We start from the raw sequence: 15,480 nt of genomic DNA, 5'->3' as shown, positions 1-15,480 counted from the left end.
GAAATAGCCTTCTACAGCCGAGCGCAACTGATCCCGTTCAGGATTTGTTCGGGCTTGGCGCTGGCGCCACGCATAGAAACTGCTGCGCTTGACCCCAAGCACGCGACAGCATTCGACAACACCGTATTGCTCACTCAGCTCGTTGATCAGCGAGAACGATCTTTGGAGTCCCGAAGCAGGAGAGCACTGGCCTTTTTTAGGATTTCGATATCTCGGTCTTTCTGCCGAACCAGTGCCTCAAGCTCTTGGATTCGATGTTGATCCGGGGTAATGGCTTTGGCTCCAGCTGGCACCTGCCCCTCTCGCTCCTTGCGCACCTGTTCGACCCAACGCCGCAGGGCTGTAGGCCCAATCTCAAGCATTTCGCAGACTTCGGGGACTGACTGGCCACCGTCCAGCACCATCTCGGCAGCCCGGATTTTCTGTTCTTTCGAGTATGACTTTCGCACTGATTTTGCCTCCAATTGGGCGCCATCATAGCGCCCTAAGAAGGTGTCCAAAATCATTAGGCCAGTTCAGCTTGCCCGCGAAAAGGCCACCCCGATCCTCACCCCTTGAGGCACTTCAGCTCACTGAAGTCACGACGTACCTTGGCCAGCCGGTCCAGCAGAAACTGCCGCTGCGCCGGGCTGCTCTGCTGCATCAGGTCGACCAGCAGGCTGCGGGCCTGCAGCTCGGTGTTCTCGAAGGCCATGCGGTAGGCCGGTGACCACAGGCTCTCCTTGCGCTGCAGCAACTGCGCCAGGCGCGGCTCGAACGCTGGCGAATGGCGTTGTTCCATGGCCAGCAGCAACTGTTGCTGCCAGGCCTGGCGATTGGCGATCCATTCGCTGTTCTGATCGCCGAGGGCCTGGGACCAGGTCATCACCCGCAGGCGCTGGCGGGCATTGAGCTCGCCCAGCCACGGCGTGAGGCGTTTTTCCATGCGCGTGGCACGTGTCTGGATCTGCTTGGGCAGCGGGGTGTCGACGTATTCCTTCTGCCGTTCGGCAATGTCGTCGCTGAATGCCTTGCGCATTTCACCGACCTGCGCGTCGCTCATGCCGCGCAGCAGTTCGGCGGCGGAGGGGGTGATCTCTTCAGCGACCCGGCCGATGGCCTGGCGTGCCTCGGCGGTGCGCTGCTGCAGGGCCTGGTCGGTCACGGCCTGGTTGGCGACCATCAGGCGCACCTTGTCGAGCCAGTCGAGGTAGCCCGGCAGTTGTGTCTTGCAGTGCCAGGCCAGATGGCCCTTGAGCCGTTCGTCGAGCAGCGCCTTTTGCTGGCGATTCATGTCCAGGTAGTCGCCCAGCGACCAGGGCACCAGCCGGTCGAGGTTGCGATAGGCGAGGTCGATACGGCTGCAGGCCGCGAGCGTGAGGGCAAACGCGAGAATGAGCAGCAGGGCTCTGGGCAGACGGACAGGCATGAGCGAATCCTTGCAGGTTGCTTGCCAGGCAATAGATGCGCGCCGCGCTCGGCGGTTCCCACGGATCGGGCAGCCGGGCAGCTTCAGGTGTAGAATAGCCGCCTTGTCTTGAGGAACATCGGAAATGGCTCTGCTTGGGCGTTACAACAGTTTGCAAATCGTGAAACACGTGGAGTTCGGTCTTTACCTGGACGGCGGCGCCGACGGCGAGATCCTCCTGCCCAGGCGCTACTTCCCCAAGGACGCCGAGCTTGAGCTCGACGACTGGCTGAACGTGTTCATCTACCTCGACAGCGAAGACCAGCTGATCGCCACCACCGAGAAACCCAAGGTGCAGGTCGGTGAGTTCGCCAGTCTCAAGGTCAAGGACATCAACGGTGCCGGCATCTTCCTCGACTGGGGCCTGTCCAAGGACTTGCTGATGCCCTATTCGGAAGAGGCGCAGCAGTTGAAGATCGGCGATTACTGCGTGGTGCACGCCTACCTCGACAAGCGCACCCGGCGCATCACCGCCACCGCGCGCCTGGACCGCTACCTCGACCGTACGCCGGCCGACTACAAGGCGGGCCAGCCGGTCGAGCTGCTGGTGGCGGGCGAGACGCCGATGGGCTTCAAGGCGATCATCAACAACCGCCACTGGGGCCTGATCCACAAGAACGAGGTGTTCAAGTTCCTGCGCTCGGGCATGCACGAGAAGGGCTTCATCAAGGAAGTGCGCCACGACGGCAAGATCGCCCTGAGCCTGCAGCCGGTGGGCGCGGCCTTGGCCGACAGCCTGCAGGAGCAGATCCTCAAGCGCCTGGACGAAGCCGGAGGCGTGCTGCCGGTGTGCGACAAGAGCGCCCCGGAAGTGATCGCCAAGCTGTTCAACGTCAGCAAGGGCAATTTCAAGAAGGCCATCGGCGGGCTGTTCAAGCAAGGGCTGATCGTCATCCATGACGATCGTATCGAGCGGGCCTGATCAGGCCTGCACGAAGGTGCTGAAGTCCAGTTGCTCACCGCCTGGGCGGGTGTCGCGCAGCAGCGAGTCGCGGTCGGCGCTCAGCGCCAGGCTGATGGTCGAGCGACGCTTGCCGGGGTGGCGGACTTCCATCTGTTCCTGATGCGCGCGCAGGAAGTTGACCGGCACTTTCAAGTGCTGCAGTTCGTCGGTTTCCGGGGTGTGCAGCAGCAGGTTGACCCAGTCGGGCTGGCCTTTGCGCAGCAATGCCACCGGTACCTCGAACCACCACAGGTTGCGTTTCTTGTCGAGGATGGCGAACAGGGTGTTGTCGCGGTCGAGCACCGGCCGGTTCAGCGCTTGGTTGCGCCGGGCGATGGCGGTGGGTTTGTCGAGTTTCATGCAGGTTCCTGCGGGTTGACGCCAGAAAGGCCTGACATTGTGCGGGGTGGCGCGGGGCGCGGCAAGGGTTGCGGGGCGGGTTGCGCCGGCCTCCTCACGGGTTTGCCCGCAAAGAGGCCTTGAGCGTCAGCGCCGCAACGGCTGGCTCAACTCCGAGGTCGCGCCATCGGCTGTGGTCACCGTCGCGGTAAAGCTGTTCAGCCCCGCAATGGCATCCAGCGTCTTCTCGAACCGTGCCTTGCCTTGGGCATCGCTGCCCACCATCACCTCGCCCAGATACTGCTCCGCTTCCCGCCCCTGCGCTGCCGCATTGCCGAACACTTCGATGCGCAACAGGCTGGATGCCGGCCCTTGCACTTCACCTTGCAGCACATGCCCGGCAAGCCCGGTCAGACGCGGCGCCTGTTGATTGTGATTGGGCAGCGGCTGGCACGGCTGGGGTTGGCCGCTGCCATCGCAGATGATCGCCTGGTCCTTCTTCGCCAGTTCCGCGCCGACACCGCGTGAGCCGACGTACAGCGCGTGGGCCTGGGCTGGCACACCGAAGATGATCGCGCCGGTGCGCTGGTCCGCTACGCACGAGCCACCCGCCTCGCAGCGCCGGATGTCCAGGCCATTGCCCCAGATGCGATTGGCAGTGACGCGTGTGGCGGTGACTTCCGGCTCCGGACGCAGGGCCACGCCGATGCGGTTGCCGTGGATCAGGTTGCCGTCGAGGATGTTGCCCTCGCCGGTCACGCTGATGCCGATGGAGTTGCCGGTGAAGGTATTGGCGCCCAGGTAGTTGCGCTTGCCCCAGTTGATCTGCAGGCCGTCGGAGTAGTTCTCGAAGCGGTTGCGCACCACGCTGTTGTCGTTGCCCAGCAGGATCTCGATGCCCTGGGAGGGCTCGGGGTTGGCGTCGGTGGAGCGGAACAGGTTGTCGGCCACCAGGTTGAAGGCGGCGCCGCGGGTCAGCTCCAGGCCGTCGCCGTTGTCGATCAACTGGTTGCGCAGCACCTTGTTGTTGACCGTGGTGGTGGCCGTCGGGTTGCCCGCGCCGTCATCGCCCGTGAGCATGATCCCGGCCCCGCCCTTGTTGGCGACGATGCGGTTGTCTTCGATGACGTTGCCGCTGGCGCGGTTGACTAGGATGCCGATGCAGAAGTTGCGCACCTCCAGGCCGCTCAAGTGCACGCCCTGGGTGTCGCGCAGCACCAGGCCGGGATTGGTGGTGGTGCGTACATTGGTACCGAACTGGCCGGGCAGGGCGCCTGGGCAGGTGCGTACCCCCTGGTCCTTGATATAGCCGGCACCGTCGATGGCGATGTACTGGCCGTCACGTGCCCAGGCCAGGCCGGTGATGCGTAGCGGGCCCTTGATTTCCGGCAGTGGCCGGCTCGGGCGGATCACGTAGGGCGGCTCGCCGACCGCAGCGATGTCGATGCGGTAGTGGCCGGGGTTGCGGTTGCTGGTTTCCAGGGCCCAGCGCAGGGTGCCGGGTTGGTCGTCGTCGGTGTAGCGCTCGACCCGCAAGGTTTGCACGGCGGTCGGGGCGGCGGCGAGGGCGGGCAGGGGAAGTAACGGCAGCATGGCCGCGAACAGGGGCATCAATCGCATGTGCAAGGTTTCCACGAACTGTTGTTTTTATGAATGGCCGGATTCTAGAGCTGCGCCTTCCTGGTGCGCAGCGGCGCTGGGACAATTCGGTGCGGTATTCGCCCGCTGTTTGCCGTTCGGCTTGGTGCCCGAAAAATTGTTGAAACTCTTGCGCAAGCGAACCGGTCCACCTTTTGTCGACACGGTTCACGTGTCTCTTTTTGCAGGAGATTCGCCATGAGCGGCACCAAAGACAAAGCCAAGGGTCTGGTCAACGAAGCGGTTGGCAACATCAAGCAAGGCGTCGGTAAAGTGACCGACAACGACAAGCTGCGTGCCGAGGGCAAGGCCCAGGAACTCAAGGGCGAAGGGCAGCAGGCGGTGGGCAAGGTCAAGGATGCGGTGAAAAAGCCTTGAACCGCGGTTGATGCACAGGGCCTTGTGGGCGCGCCGTTTTGCGCCCATGGGGCCTTACCGTTTTGCCCCAACGTCCGCCGTAGCCGTTTTCCTGATTTCGCCAGTGAGCAGTACGCGGTGCGCGTGGTCTATTAGACTTGTCTGCACAGTTGCAACCACGACGATCAAGCGGCGAAAGGAGACGCTATGATTTTTCCCGCCCTGCAGGGCCTGCCTCTGCACCGCGTGCTGGTGCGCACCGTCAAGGAATTCCTCGATGACGAGATGTCCACCTATGCCTCGGCACTGGCCTACCAGATGCTGTTCTCGCTGTTCCCTTTCATTCTGTTCCTGATCGCGCTGATCGGTTTCCTGCACCTGCCCGACTTCTTCTCCTGGTTGCGCCTGCAATCGGAACTGGTGCTGCCGCCCCAGGCACTCGAGCAAGTCAATCCGGTGATCGACCAGTTGCAGCAATCGAAGGGCGGATTGCTCTCGGTGGGTATCGTCATCGCCCTGTGGACGGCCTCGGCCGGCGTGCGCCTGATGATGAGCGCCATGAACGCCGCCTACGATGTGCCCGAGGGCCGCCCGGTCTGGAAGCGCATCCCGCTGTCGATCTTCTACACCATCGGCATTGCCGGCATGCTGCTGGCCGCCGCCGCACTCATGGTGCTGGGGCCGCAGGTGATGGAGTGGATCGCGGCCCAAGTCGGCCTGCAGGAAGTGATCGTCACCATCTGGACCGTGCTGCGCTGGCCGGCGATCATCATCCTGATGATGGTGGCGGTGGCGCTGATCTACTACGTGATGCCCGACGTCAAGCAGAAATTCCGCTTCATCACCCCAGGCTCCGTACTGGCGGTAGTGGTATGGATCGTCGCGTCGCTGGGCTTTGCCTACTACGTCAAGACCTTCGCCGACTACAACGCCATGTACGGCAGCATCGGGGCGATCATCGTGCTGTTGCTGTATTTCTATATCTCCGCCGCCGTGCTATTGCTGGGCGCCGAGATGAATGCGGTGATCGAGCACATGTCGGCTGAAGGCAAGAACCCCGGCGAGAAGGAATTCGACGGCGAGCAGCCGAAGGAGACCATCACTGTGCTCGGCCATGAGCATCCCGCGCATGCCGAACCCCAGACCCGTGAGCCGAACCCCTGATGATCCGTGACATCCTCAAGATGGGCGATGAGCGCCTGCTGCGCGTCGCACCGCCTGTGCCCGAGCACATGATCGGCAGCCCTGAGCTGCAGCAACTGATCGACGACATGTTCGAGACCATGCGCCACGTCGGTGGTGTCGGACTGGCCGCGCCGCAGGTCGGTATCGACCTGCAACTGGTGATCTTCGGGTTCGAGCGCAGCGAGCGCTATCCGGACGCCGAGCCCGTGCCGCAGACCATCCTGCTCAACCCGCTGATCACGCCGATGTCCACCGAGCTCGAGGAGGGTTGGGAAGGGTGCCTGTCGGTGCCGGGCTTGCGCGGTGTCGTGCCCCGCTACAAGCACATCCGCTATGAGGGCCTCGACCCCCAGGGGGCCCCGATCAACCGCTTCGCCGATGGCTTCCATGCGCGGGTGGTGCAGCACGAATGCGACCACCTCATCGGGCGGCTCTACCCATCGCGGATCCAGGATTTTGCCCGCTTCGGCTACACCGATGTGCTGTTCCCCGGGCTCGACGTTGCCGACGACTGAGCGCACATCATTGCTACCAGCGTTTTGCTGCGCTGGTAGCGGGCCAGCCGCGAGGCCAGTTCGACGGGCAGGGCGCTTGCCGTTGTGAAAGCCTGCCGCGCATAGAAGCTTTGCAGTTCGGGGTGGCAGAACAGCCAGGTCGGGCCTGTGCTGTTGGCCAGCGCTGCGCTGACCAGCCCTGCGGCAACACCCTGGCCACGCCACTGCGGCGCCACGAACAGGCCGGTCAGCCAGTGGCCGTCGGCGACGGGCGTCAGGTTCAGTGCACCCACCATCGCCTGCGCGCGCGCAACCCACAGTTGGCCCTCTGCACTGGCGCGCATGCGCGAGCCGTGCTGGCGGTAGAAGTGGTCGAGCAGGCGGCGCTGCGAGCGGCAGAGCGGGAGGAATTCGGGCAGGGTCATGGGGGGCTTTGTCGCAGATTGTTGCAAATCTGGCAAGGGTGAATATCCGACTGCAGGGTTCAAGTATTCGGTGGCGGGCGTAGAATTTCACTCATCCCTTCTGCAGTACGACGATGCGGGATCGGTGCTTCGTGTCATCGCCGACGATGACAACTTCTCCGCGCCAGTGACGGCATAAGAAGTCAATCGATCAACGTGATTGCTTTCAAGGCCACAGACTCATGAAAACATTACTCATTCTTGCATTGGTCGGGATGTCTTCGCTCGCCCTCGCGGACGAGGCCAAGACCACCCAGACCCAGTCCCCGGTGCAGTACGATTACTCGATGAACCTGGATATCAAGCGGGTGATCAATCTGTCGACCATCCCCGATGTCTGCGAGGTGGTGCCGGCAACCATGACCTATGAAGATCATCAGGGCCAGGTGCACACCATTCAGTACCGAGCCATGGGCGAGGGTTGCCAGCAGGGGTGAGTGCTATTTGCCTGCCAGCTCGCCAAGTACCGCGCGCACGACGTCCAGCCCTTGCTTGAGCTGCGCGCGGCTGGTGGCAGCCGACAGGCTGATCCTCACTGCCCTGACTTCATCGCCCCCCACCGCGAAGACACTGGCCGGCACCATTTCGACCCCACGTGCCCGGCACGCCCCTACCAGGGCTTCAGCAGGCCCTGGGGTGTTCACCCAGACATGCGGCGAGGGTTCATCCTGAGCACGCATCGCTTCACCGAATACCCGCCGCGCCAGGCGCCAGCGCTCCCCGATTTCCTCCCGTTGCCAAGCCAGTCGCCGCGCGGCTGTGCCATTGGCGATCCATTGGCAGGCGATGCGCAGGTTCAGCGGTGACACCGGCCAGTGCGTGGCCCGGGCATGCGGGTCGATGTGTTCCAGCACCGATGCCGGTGCGGCGATCCAGCCCAGGCGCAGCCCCGCCGCGACCGTCTTGGACAAGCTGCTGACGAGTATCCCCTGGCCGTCGAGCAAGGGGTACAAGGGCGCCCGCTCGCTCAGCGCGCCATAGACATCGTCCTCGATCACCCGCAGGCCGTGGCGCTTCACCACCTCGGCGATGGCCTGGCGACGGCTGTCGCCCATGCAGGCCCCGGTGGGATTGTGCAGGGTGGGTGTGGTCACCAGCACCCTGGCGCCGCTGGCCCGCGCCACCCGATCGAGCTCATCCGGGCGCAGCCCTTGGTGATCCAGAGCCACGCCATGCACTGGCAGGCGCAACTGGCGACACGCTGCCTTGATTCCTGGTGCGGTCAGGGCTTCGACCATGACCGCCTCGCCGGGCTGGCACAGCGACTGCAGCACACAGGCCAGCCCTTGCTGGGCGCCGCCGCACAGCAGCAGGTCGTCAGCGCCCAGTGTCAGCCCGCGCTGGGCCAGCCAGCGTGCGCCGTGCAGACGAGCGAGCAGCAACTGGTCATGGTCGAGGTAGTGATCGAGCAGGTTGAGGTCGTCCGCCTGCAGCAATGCCTGGAGGCTGTGCTGCAGGTCGTGCGGGTGCGGATCGGCCACGGGTACGTTGGTCGACAGGTCGATCAGCGACGAATGCCGGTCGTGCTGCTTGAGGCGAAACAGCGTTGCTTCCTTGCTTCCCGCCAATACGTAGGTACCACGCCCGACTTCGCCGGCCACCAGATGTCGCGCGGCAGCTTCGCGGTAAGCCTGCTGGGTGGTGCTCGGGTTGAGCCCCAGCTTCCAGGCTAGGCGCCGTTGTGGCGGCAGACGTTCCCCTACCTTGAGTTCACCGCGTTCGATGGCGGCGGCGATGGCATCGACCAGTGCCAGGTAGCGGGGTTGGGCGTCGTCGATCAGTTCCGGGGTCCACACGAAATTGCTACCCATGCAATATAAGGTTTGACCCATACAATGCCCGGCGCTCAGGATCGTCGCAACTGCCCTCGATGAAGGATGATCGCCATGTTCGACCTCACAGCCCTGCGCGAAGCCGCCGATTTCGTTCACCAGCATGTGCCTGCGACGCCGCAGCACGTCTGGCCGTTGCTCGCCGAGCGGGCTGGCTGCCAACTGTGGGTCAAGCATGAGAACCATGCGCCGACTGGCGCATTCAAGGTGCGTGGCGGGCTGGTCTATGTGCGTTCGCTGCTGGCCAGCGGTGATGTGCCCCCGGGGCTGGTCACCGCCACCCGCGGCAATCACGGCCAGAGCATGGCCCTGGCGGCGCGCCAGGCAGGTTTGCCGCTGGTGATCGTGGTGCCTGAAGGCAACTCGCAGGAGAAGAATGCCGCCATGCGTGCGCTGGGTGCGGAACTGATCGAGCACGGTGTCGATTTCGACGTGGCCCGTGAGTACGCCGCCCAGCTGGCTGAACAGCGCGGCTACCGGATGGTGCCCTCGTTCCACCCGGAGCTGGTGCGCGGCGTGGCGACCTATGCGCTGGAGCTGTTCGAGGCCGTGTCGGAGCTCGACACCGTGTATGTGCCGATCGGCATGGGTTCGGGCATCTGCGGGCTGATCCAGGCGCGCAACCTGCTGGGGCTGCGGACCGAGATCGTTGGCGTGGTATCCAGCGCCGCGGATGCCTACGCACAGAGCTTCGAGCTGGGGCGTATCGTCACCACGGCCACCGCCGACACCTTTGCCGACGGCATGGCCTGCCGCGTGCCGCACCCGGACGCCTTCGCCCTGGTGCGCGAACATGCCGCGCGTATCGTGCGGGTGAGCGATGACGAGATCGCCCAGGCCATGCGCCTCTACCACGAAACCACCCACAATACCGCCGAAGGCGCGGGCGCCGCAGCGCTGGCCGCACTGTTGCAGGAGCGCGAACGCCAGCAGGGCAGGAGGGTTGCGGTGGTGTTGAGCGGGGCCAACGTGGACCGGGCGCGTTATGCGCAGGTGCTGGCTGGGTAAAGACAGCGAAGGCCTGTCGACACAGGCCGATAACGGAAAACCGCAAAAAGTTTTCCAGCGTTGTCGATTCCTCCCATCCCCAGTCGACCATCAGTGAAGGCGCCGCAAACACTCGGCGCCACCCACTGATGACCTGCTGGAGGCTTGCCCATGAATACCCCCGCCGAAACCGAAATCCGTCAGCTCATCGACGGCTGGATCCAGGCTGTGCGCGAGCGCGACCTGCCGGCCATCGTCGCGCCCTATGCCGATGACATCGTTGCCTTCGACGCCATCCAGGCCCTGCAATTCAAGGGTAAGGCTGCCTACCAGGCGCACTGGGAAATGTGCATGGGCTTTTGCACCGGCCCGATGGTCTTCGAAGTCGCCGAGCTGGACGTTCAGGCCGATGGCGACCTGGCCCTGGCGCACTGGCTCAACCGCTGCGGCCCGGCTGACGATGAAAGCCAGTGCGGCTTCATGCGCGTCACGGTGGGCTATCGTCGTAGTGCAGGGCGCTGGCAGGTGATCCATGAGCACTGGTCGGCACCGTTCGACATGGAAACCCAGAAGGCTCGCTTCGACCTCAAGCCCTGAACCGCCCGTCAGCTGGAGACGATCATGAAATACCTGTGCCTGGTCTATTGTGACGAGGGGCTGCTGCACAGCCTGCCCGACAGCCCCGAAGACGCCGAGTGCATGGCTTATGCCGAGTTCCTGCATGGCTCAGGGCGGATGCTTGCGGCCGAGGCGCTCAAGCCGGTGCAGACGGCCACCACCGTGCGCATGCGCGCTGGCAAGATGAGCCTGACCGACGGGCCCTTCGCCGAAACCAAGGAGCAACTGGCCGGCTTCTACCTGGTCGATGCCCGCGACCTCAACGAGGCACTGAACATCGCCAAAGGTATTCCGGCGGCGCGGGTCGGCAGTGTCGAAGTGAGGCCGGTGCGCGAACTGCAACCCTGATGACGGGAGGTCAGCCAAGATGACGCCGCGGACCGCAACACGATGACGGGTGATGAGCTGCATGCCCAGGTCGAGGTTATCTACCGCCGCGACTCGCGGCGCATCCTGGCGACCCTGATCCGTCTGTTGGGTGATTTCGACCTCGCCGAGGAGGCCCTGCATGATGCCTTCTTCATTGCCGTCGAACGCTGGCAACGCGACGGCATGCCGGCCAACCCGCGGGCCTGGCTGGTCTCGGCCGGGCGTTTCAAGGCCATCGATGCCTTGCGCCGCCGCGCCCGTTTCGACCGCTCGCAGGCACAGCTGATCATGCAACTCGAAGACCCGGCGCAGGATCCGAGCGAGGAGGAACTGCTCGCTGACGACCGTTTGCGCTTGATCTTCACCTGTTGCCACCCGGCGTTGTCCGCCGATGCCCAGGTGCCTTTGACCCTGCGTGAGGTGTGCGACCTGACCACCGAGCAGATCGCCCGCGCGTTCCTGCAGTCGCCCTCGACCATCGCCCAGCGCATCGTGCGGGCCAAGGCCAAGATCCGCGATGCACGGATTCCCTACCAGGTGCCCGCGATGGGCGAACTGGCCGAGCGCCTGGAAAGTGTGTTGCGGGTGATTTACCTGGTGTTCAACGAAGGCTATTCGGCATCGGCGGGGGAAGACCTGGTGCAGCGCGACCTGTGCGACGAGGCGATTCGCCTGGGGCGGCTGCTGGCGCAACTGCTGCCAGACCCGGAGGTGTTCGGCCTGCTGGCGTTGATGCTGTTGCAGGCCTCGCGGCTGCGGGCGCGCATCGATGGCGAAGGCGAGCTGGTGCTGCTCGACCAGCAGGACCGTAGCCTGTGGGACAAGGCACAGATCGAGGAGGGGTGCGCCCTGGTGCGTCATGCGCTGGGCAGCCGTGATATCGGGCCCTACAGCGTGCAGGCGGCGATCGCTGCGGTGCATGCCGAGGCCGCCAGCGCCCAGGAGACCGACTGGGCAGAGATCGTCGGCCTGTATGACGTGTTGCTGCGGCACTGGCCGTCACCTGTGATCGAACTCAACCGCGCAGTGGCGCTGGCCAGTCGTGACGGCGCGGCGACGGGCCTGGCAGAGGTGGAGGCGATTCTGGGGCGGGGCGAGTTGCTCGACTACCATCTGGCCCACGCGGCACAGGCTCAGTTGCACGGGCAATTGGGGCATGTGCAGCAGGCCCGGGAGGCGTGGGTCAGGGCGCTGGCGTTGGCCCGCCAGGAACCTGAGCGGCGGCATATCGAGCGCTGCCTGAGGGCGTTGGAGCCCTGTCGCAGGTAGATCCGCGACAGGATACTGCTCGGTCAGCCGGCGACAAAGTTCGGCGGCGATACCAGCTCCACCGTCTGCTGCTTGCGGGGTGCCAGGATCTCGGCCTCGCCCTCGACTACCAGTTCGTCGTTCTGGTTGTACACGTTGGTGGCGATGCGCACCTTGAACTTGGGCAGCTTCTCGAGGATTTCCAGGCGTACGGTCAGGGTGTCGCCAATCTTCACCGGCTTCTGGAAGCTCATCTTCTGCCCCAGGTAGATGGTGCCGGGGCCTGGCAGGGTGCAGGCAACCGCAGCGCTGATCAGTGCGCCGCTGAACATGCCGTGGGCGATGCGCTCGCGGAACATGCTCTTGGCCGCGAACTCGGCGTCCAGGTGCACGGGGTTGTGGTCACCGGACATGGCGGCGAACAGCTGGATGTCGCGTTCTTCCACCGATTTTTCATAGCTGGCTTTCTGGCCGACTTCGAGGGCTTCGTAGGGCGTGTTGGTGACCTGGGTCATCAGGGCTTCCTTGGAGGGACGAGATGGTGCACATCATTCGCTGCGGGCAGGGCGGCCAAGGGCCAGCGCCTGCTCCAGCCAGTCAATGATGTCGTGGGTGACCTCGTCGCGATTGGTTTCGTTGAGCACTTCGTGGCGTGCCTGCGGGTAGACGCGCAATTGTACATGGCGATTGCCGGTCGCGCGCAGGGCGTTGGCCAGGTGGGTGAGACGCTTGCCATCGCTGACCGGATCACATTCGCCGCCGATCACCAGCATCGGCAGGTTCGGATCGATCTGCGCCAGATGGCGCGGCTGGCTGATCTGTGCCAGGCCTTGCAGCAGGTCGAGCCACAGCTGGTTGCTGCAACGAAAGCCGCACAGCGGGTCATCGACGTAGGCGTCGACCTCGGCCGGGTCGCGGCTGAGCCAGTCGAACGCCGTGCGGTTGGGTTTGAAGGCCTTGTTGAACGAGCCGAACGACAGCCAGTCGATCAGCGCGCTCTTGCCCTCCACCCCCTGGCGCCAGGCCTCCAGGCGGGCGATCAGGCGTGCTGCGCGATAGAGCGCAGCCGGCTGAAAGTTCGAGCCGCTGAGCACCGCCCCATGCAGGCTGCCACTGTGGTGCAGCAGGTACGCCTGGGCGATGTAGCTGCCCATGCTGTGGCCGAACAGGAACAGCGGCGTGCCGGGGAACTGCTGGCCGATGTGCTGGCTGAGCAGGCCCAGGTCGTTGACCACCGTGTTCCAGCCGTGGTGGTGGGCGAACAGGCCGAGGCTACCTAGCTCTGCGGTGCGGCCGTGGCCACGCAGGTCAGGGGCGAACAGGGCAAAGCCGGCATCGTTCAGTGCATGGCCCAGGCGCCGGTAGCGCCCGGCGTGCTCGGCCATGCCATGGGCCAGCAGCACCACGGCCTTGACCGGGGTCTGCGGCAGCCACTGGTGGACGTACAGACTGCACTGCTCGCTGGCGGGCAGCCAGAAGGCGTCGTGGGCCATGGAAAATCCTTTGTGCACGGGATTGAGCTCAGTGTATGCACAATGACCAGGATTGCAGCAGGGGCACAAATAAGATTCACAATGTTAATGGCAGCCCTTGGCGTATTTGCCACCTCCGGCTTACCTGCTAACGTCGGCTCAACGCCTTTTTGCCGTTGGGCAATCAGGTCATGGACGGTTCAGGCTGAGGAACAACAATAAATGCAAGCCGACTTCTGGAATGACAAGCGCCCGGCGGGCGTGCCTTCCACCGTAGACATCACTGCTTACAAATCCGTCGTCGAAGTGTTCGAGCGTTCCTGCAAGCGCTTCGCCGACCGCCCGGCGTTCAGCAACCTCGGCGTCACCCTCAGTTACGCCGAGCTGGAGCGCCATTCGGCGGCCTTTGCGGCCTGGTTGCAACAGCACACCGACCTCAAACCCGGTGATCGCATCGCCGTGCAGATGCCCAATGTCCTGCAATACCCCATCGCCGTCTTCGGCGCGATGCGCGCCGGGCTGATCGTGGTCAACACCAACCCGCTGTACACCGAGCGCGAGATGCGCCACCAGTTCAAGGATTCCGGCGCCCGCGCCCTGGTCTACCTGAACATGTTCGGCCAGCGCGTGCAGACGGTGCTGCCAGACACCGGCGTCGAATACCTGATCGAGGCGAAGATGGGCGACCTGCTGCCGGCCGCCAAGGGCTGGCTGGTCAACACGGTGGTCGACAAGCTGAAGAAGATGGTGCCGGCCTACCGCCTGCCCCAGGCCGTGTCGTTCAAGCAGGTACTGCGCGAGGGCCGTGAACTCACGTACAGGCCGGTGGTGCAGACGCTCGAGGATGTCGCCGTATTGCAATACACCGGCGGCACCACGGGGCTGGCCAAGGGCGCGATGCTCACCCACGGCAACCTGGTCGCCAACATGCTGCAGGTGCTGGCCTGCTTCGCCCAGCACGGGCCCGACGGCCAGCCGCTGATCAAGGAAGGGCAGGAGGTGATGATCGCGCCGCTACCGCTGTATCACATCTATGCCTTCACTGCGAATTGCATGTGCATGATGGTCACGGGCAATCACAACGTACTGATTACCAATCCGCGCGACATTCCGGGCTTCATCAAGGAGCTGGGCAAGTGGCGCTTTTCGGCATTGCTGGGCTTGAACACCCTGTTCGTCGCGCTGATGGACAACCCGGGCTTCAAGTCGCTGGATTTCTCGGCGCTGAAGGTCACCAACTCCGGCGGCACAGCGTTGGTCAAGGCCACCGCCGAGCGCTGGGAGAGCCTGACCGGCTGTCGCATCGTCGAGGGTTACGGCCTGACCGAAACCTCACCGGTGGCGAGCACCAACCCCTACGGGCAACTGGCGCGGCTGGGTACGGTGGGCATCCCGGTGGTCGGCACCGCGTTCAAGGTCATCGACGACGACGGCAACGAGATGCCGCTGGGCGAACGCGGCGAACTGTGCATCAAGGGGCCGCAGGTCATGAAGGGCTATTGGCAACAGCCGGAGGCGACTGCCCAGGCGCTGGATGCCGACGGCTGGTTCAAGACCGGTGACATCGCGGTGATCGACCCGGACGGCTTCACCCGCATCGTCGACCGCAAGAAGGACATGATCATCGTCTCGGGCTTCAACGTGTATCCCAACGAGATCGAGGACGTGGTCATGGGCCACCCGCAGGTGGCCAGTTGCGCGGTGATCGGCGTGCCCGACGAACGCTCCGGCGAAGCGGTAAAACTCTTCGTGGTTCCTCGGGCGGGCGGTGTCAGCGTCGAGGAGCTCAAGACCTTCTGCAAGGCCAACTTCACCGGCTACAAGGTGCCCAAGCACATCGTGCTGCGCGATTCACTGCCCATGACGCCGGTAGGCAAGATCCTGCGTCGGGAGTTGCGCGACATCGCCTGAAATCCAGCGCATCGGTGGGAGCAATTGTCTTGCTCAGAATTTAAAGTCCAGCCCAATCCCTGTGGGAGCGGGCTTGTCCCGCGATCGGGCGCGAAGCGGCCGTAGAACCTGGCACCGAGATTTATCAGGACGATCTCGACTGCCTGGCTTGCGGCCGCTTCGCGCCCGATCGCGGG

General features: G+C 64.2%; 18 protein-coding genes. 10 read left to right on the top strand and 8 right to left on the bottom strand.

The genetic code is table 11. The features are described from left to right. Positions 1-146: 146 nt before the first annotated feature. A complete protein-coding gene (locus VA602_RS00090; protein WP_253781795.1) occupies positions 147-506 on the bottom strand; it encodes a transposase in 360 nt (119 codons plus the stop codon). Positions 507-547: 41 nt separating this feature from the next. Then, entirely contained in the window at positions 548-1,408 is an 861-nt protein-coding gene (locus VA602_RS00085; protein ID WP_323452130.1) for a DUF6279 family lipoprotein, read from the bottom strand. A 124-nt stretch (positions 1,409-1,532) separates the two neighbouring features. Here VA602_RS00085 and VA602_RS00080 point away from each other — a divergent pair, with 124 nt between their 5' ends. Next, positions 1,533-2,369 carry a CvfB family protein gene (locus tag VA602_RS00080; protein WP_054925508.1) on the top strand — a complete coding sequence of 279 codons (837 nt, stop codon included), beginning with the start codon at positions 1,533-1,535 and terminating at the stop codon, positions 2,367-2,369. Here the strand turns inward: VA602_RS00080 and VA602_RS00075 are convergent, their stop codons facing one another. Continuing rightward, entirely contained in the window at positions 2,370-2,750 is a 381-nt protein-coding gene (locus tag VA602_RS00075; RefSeq protein WP_054893320.1) for a hypothetical protein, read from the bottom strand. A 126-nt stretch (positions 2,751-2,876) separates the two neighbouring features. Then, positions 2,877-4,349 carry a right-handed parallel beta-helix repeat-containing protein gene (locus VA602_RS00070; RefSeq protein ID WP_323452129.1) on the bottom strand — a complete coding sequence of 491 codons (1,473 nt, stop codon included), beginning with the start codon at positions 4,347-4,349 and terminating at the stop codon, positions 2,877-2,879. A gap of 216 nt (positions 4,350-4,565) precedes the next feature. On the opposite strand from VA602_RS00070, the gene VA602_RS00065 reads away from it, so the two are divergent. The 3 genes from VA602_RS00065 (at position 4,566) to def (ending at position 6,424) form a co-directional block, all read left to right on the top strand. Continuing rightward, positions 4,566-4,745 carry a CsbD family protein gene (locus VA602_RS00065; RefSeq protein ID WP_186666895.1) on the top strand — a complete coding sequence of 60 codons (180 nt, stop codon included), beginning with the start codon at positions 4,566-4,568 and terminating at the stop codon, positions 4,743-4,745. A gap of 186 nt (positions 4,746-4,931) precedes the next feature. Further along, the gene (locus VA602_RS00060; RefSeq protein WP_054893318.1) at positions 4,932-5,888 is read left to right on the top strand and encodes a YihY/virulence factor BrkB family protein; all 957 of its coding nucleotides are present in this window, start codon (positions 4,932-4,934) and stop codon (positions 5,886-5,888) included. Beyond that, a complete protein-coding gene (gene def, locus VA602_RS00055; RefSeq protein WP_323452128.1) occupies positions 5,888-6,424 on the top strand; it encodes a peptide deformylase in 537 nt (178 codons plus the stop codon). Before VA602_RS00060 ends, def begins: the two co-directional genes overlap by 1 nt. On the opposite strand, the gene VA602_RS00050 is transcribed toward def, so the two are convergent. After that, positions 6,379-6,828, bottom strand: coding sequence for a GNAT family N-acetyltransferase (locus VA602_RS00050; RefSeq protein WP_323452127.1), 450 nt, complete (start codon positions 6,826-6,828; stop codon positions 6,379-6,381). The two genes, def and VA602_RS00050, sit on opposite strands and share 46 nt — an antisense overlap. A 221-nt stretch (positions 6,829-7,049) precedes the next feature. On the opposite strand from VA602_RS00050, the gene VA602_RS00045 reads away from it, so the two are divergent. After that, entirely contained in the window at positions 7,050-7,304 is a 255-nt protein-coding gene (locus tag VA602_RS00045; RefSeq protein ID WP_323452126.1) for a DUF2790 domain-containing protein, read from the top strand. A gap of 3 nt (positions 7,305-7,307) precedes the next feature. Here the strand turns inward: VA602_RS00045 and VA602_RS00040 are convergent, their stop codons facing one another. Continuing rightward, on the bottom strand, positions 7,308-8,678 hold the full coding sequence (locus VA602_RS00040) for an aminotransferase-like domain-containing protein (RefSeq protein WP_323452125.1): 1,371 nt from the start codon (positions 8,676-8,678) through the stop codon (positions 7,308-7,310). A 75-nt stretch (positions 8,679-8,753) separates the two neighbouring features. Between VA602_RS00040 and VA602_RS00035 the strand changes: the two genes are divergently transcribed. The 4 genes from VA602_RS00035 to VA602_RS00020 all read left to right on the top strand — a co-directional run bounded on the left by VA602_RS00035 (position 8,754) and on the right by VA602_RS00020 (position 11,942). After that, on the top strand, positions 8,754-9,707 hold the full coding sequence (locus tag VA602_RS00035; protein WP_323452124.1) for a threonine dehydratase: 954 nt from the start codon (positions 8,754-8,756) through the stop codon (positions 9,705-9,707). A 150-nt stretch (positions 9,708-9,857) separates the two neighbouring features. After that, a complete protein-coding gene (locus tag VA602_RS00030) occupies positions 9,858-10,283 on the top strand; it encodes a YybH family protein (RefSeq protein WP_054893314.1) in 426 nt (141 codons plus the stop codon). Positions 10,284-10,307: 24 nt separating this feature from the next. Beyond that, positions 10,308-10,652 carry a YciI family protein gene (locus VA602_RS00025; RefSeq protein ID WP_323452123.1) on the top strand — a complete coding sequence of 115 codons (345 nt, stop codon included), beginning with the start codon at positions 10,308-10,310 and terminating at the stop codon, positions 10,650-10,652. Between the two features lie 42 nt (positions 10,653-10,694). Next, entirely contained in the window at positions 10,695-11,942 is a 1,248-nt protein-coding gene (locus VA602_RS00020) for an RNA polymerase sigma factor (protein WP_323452122.1), read from the top strand. A gap of 23 nt (positions 11,943-11,965) precedes the next feature. On the opposite strand, the gene VA602_RS00015 is transcribed toward VA602_RS00020, so the two are convergent. Both VA602_RS00015 and VA602_RS00010 read right to left on the bottom strand, forming a co-directional pair. Then, positions 11,966-12,436, bottom strand: coding sequence for a MaoC family dehydratase (locus VA602_RS00015; protein WP_054893311.1), 471 nt, complete (start codon positions 12,434-12,436; stop codon positions 11,966-11,968). Positions 12,437-12,469: 33 nt separating this feature from the next. After that, on the bottom strand, positions 12,470-13,414 hold the full coding sequence (locus VA602_RS00010) for an alpha/beta hydrolase (RefSeq protein ID WP_323452121.1): 945 nt from the start codon (positions 13,412-13,414) through the stop codon (positions 12,470-12,472). Positions 13,415-13,615: 201 nt separating this feature from the next. Between VA602_RS00010 and fadD2 the strand changes: the two genes are divergently transcribed. After that, positions 13,616-15,304 carry a long-chain-fatty-acid--CoA ligase FadD2 gene (fadD2, locus tag VA602_RS00005; protein WP_323452120.1) on the top strand — a complete coding sequence of 563 codons (1,689 nt, stop codon included), beginning with the start codon at positions 13,616-13,618 and terminating at the stop codon, positions 15,302-15,304. Positions 15,305-15,480: the final 176 nt, after the last annotated feature.

The sequence above is a fragment of the Pseudomonas machongensis genome, assembly GCF_034961125.1.
Lineage (GTDB): Bacteria > Pseudomonadota > Gammaproteobacteria > Pseudomonadales > Pseudomonadaceae > Aquipseudomonas > Aquipseudomonas machongensis.
This window is presented reverse-complemented; position numbering and strand designations above follow the sequence as displayed.

Bases quoted from the DNA above. Each gene is read 5' to 3' on its own strand.
- VA602_RS00090 (WP_253781795.1), bottom strand. From the start codon at position 506: ATGATTTTGGACACCTTCTTAGGGCGCTATGATGGCGCCCAATTGGAG.
- VA602_RS00085 (WP_323452130.1), bottom strand. From the start codon at position 1,408: ATGCCTGTCCGTCTGCCCAGAGCCCTGCTGCTCATTCTCGCGTTTGCC.
- VA602_RS00080 (WP_054925508.1), top strand. From the start codon at position 1,533: ATGGCTCTGCTTGGGCGTTACAACAGTTTGCAAATCGTGAAACACGTG.
- VA602_RS00075 (WP_054893320.1), bottom strand. From the start codon at position 2,750: ATGAAACTCGACAAACCCACCGCCATCGCCCGGCGCAACCAAGCGCTG.
- VA602_RS00070 (WP_323452129.1), bottom strand. From the start codon at position 4,349: ATGCGATTGATGCCCCTGTTCGCGGCCATGCTGCCGTTACTTCCCCTG.
- VA602_RS00065 (WP_186666895.1), top strand. From the start codon at position 4,566: ATGAGCGGCACCAAAGACAAAGCCAAGGGTCTGGTCAACGAAGCGGTT.
- VA602_RS00060 (WP_054893318.1), top strand. From the start codon at position 4,932: ATGATTTTTCCCGCCCTGCAGGGCCTGCCTCTGCACCGCGTGCTGGTG.
- def (WP_323452128.1), top strand. From the start codon at position 5,888: ATGATCCGTGACATCCTCAAGATGGGCGATGAGCGCCTGCTGCGCGTC.
- VA602_RS00050 (WP_323452127.1), bottom strand. From the start codon at position 6,828: ATGACCCTGCCCGAATTCCTCCCGCTCTGCCGCTCGCAGCGCCGCCTG.
- VA602_RS00045 (WP_323452126.1), top strand. From the start codon at position 7,050: ATGAAAACATTACTCATTCTTGCATTGGTCGGGATGTCTTCGCTCGCC.
- VA602_RS00040 (WP_323452125.1), bottom strand. From the start codon at position 8,678: ATGGGTAGCAATTTCGTGTGGACCCCGGAACTGATCGACGACGCCCAA.
- VA602_RS00035 (WP_323452124.1), top strand. From the start codon at position 8,754: ATGTTCGACCTCACAGCCCTGCGCGAAGCCGCCGATTTCGTTCACCAG.
- VA602_RS00030 (WP_054893314.1), top strand. From the start codon at position 9,858: ATGAATACCCCCGCCGAAACCGAAATCCGTCAGCTCATCGACGGCTGG.
- VA602_RS00025 (WP_323452123.1), top strand. From the start codon at position 10,308: ATGAAATACCTGTGCCTGGTCTATTGTGACGAGGGGCTGCTGCACAGC.
- VA602_RS00020 (WP_323452122.1), top strand. From the start codon at position 10,695: ATGACGGGTGATGAGCTGCATGCCCAGGTCGAGGTTATCTACCGCCGC.
- VA602_RS00015 (WP_054893311.1), bottom strand. From the start codon at position 12,436: ATGACCCAGGTCACCAACACGCCCTACGAAGCCCTCGAAGTCGGCCAG.
- VA602_RS00010 (WP_323452121.1), bottom strand. From the start codon at position 13,414: ATGGCCCACGACGCCTTCTGGCTGCCCGCCAGCGAGCAGTGCAGTCTG.
- fadD2 (WP_323452120.1), top strand. From the start codon at position 13,616: ATGCAAGCCGACTTCTGGAATGACAAGCGCCCGGCGGGCGTGCCTTCC.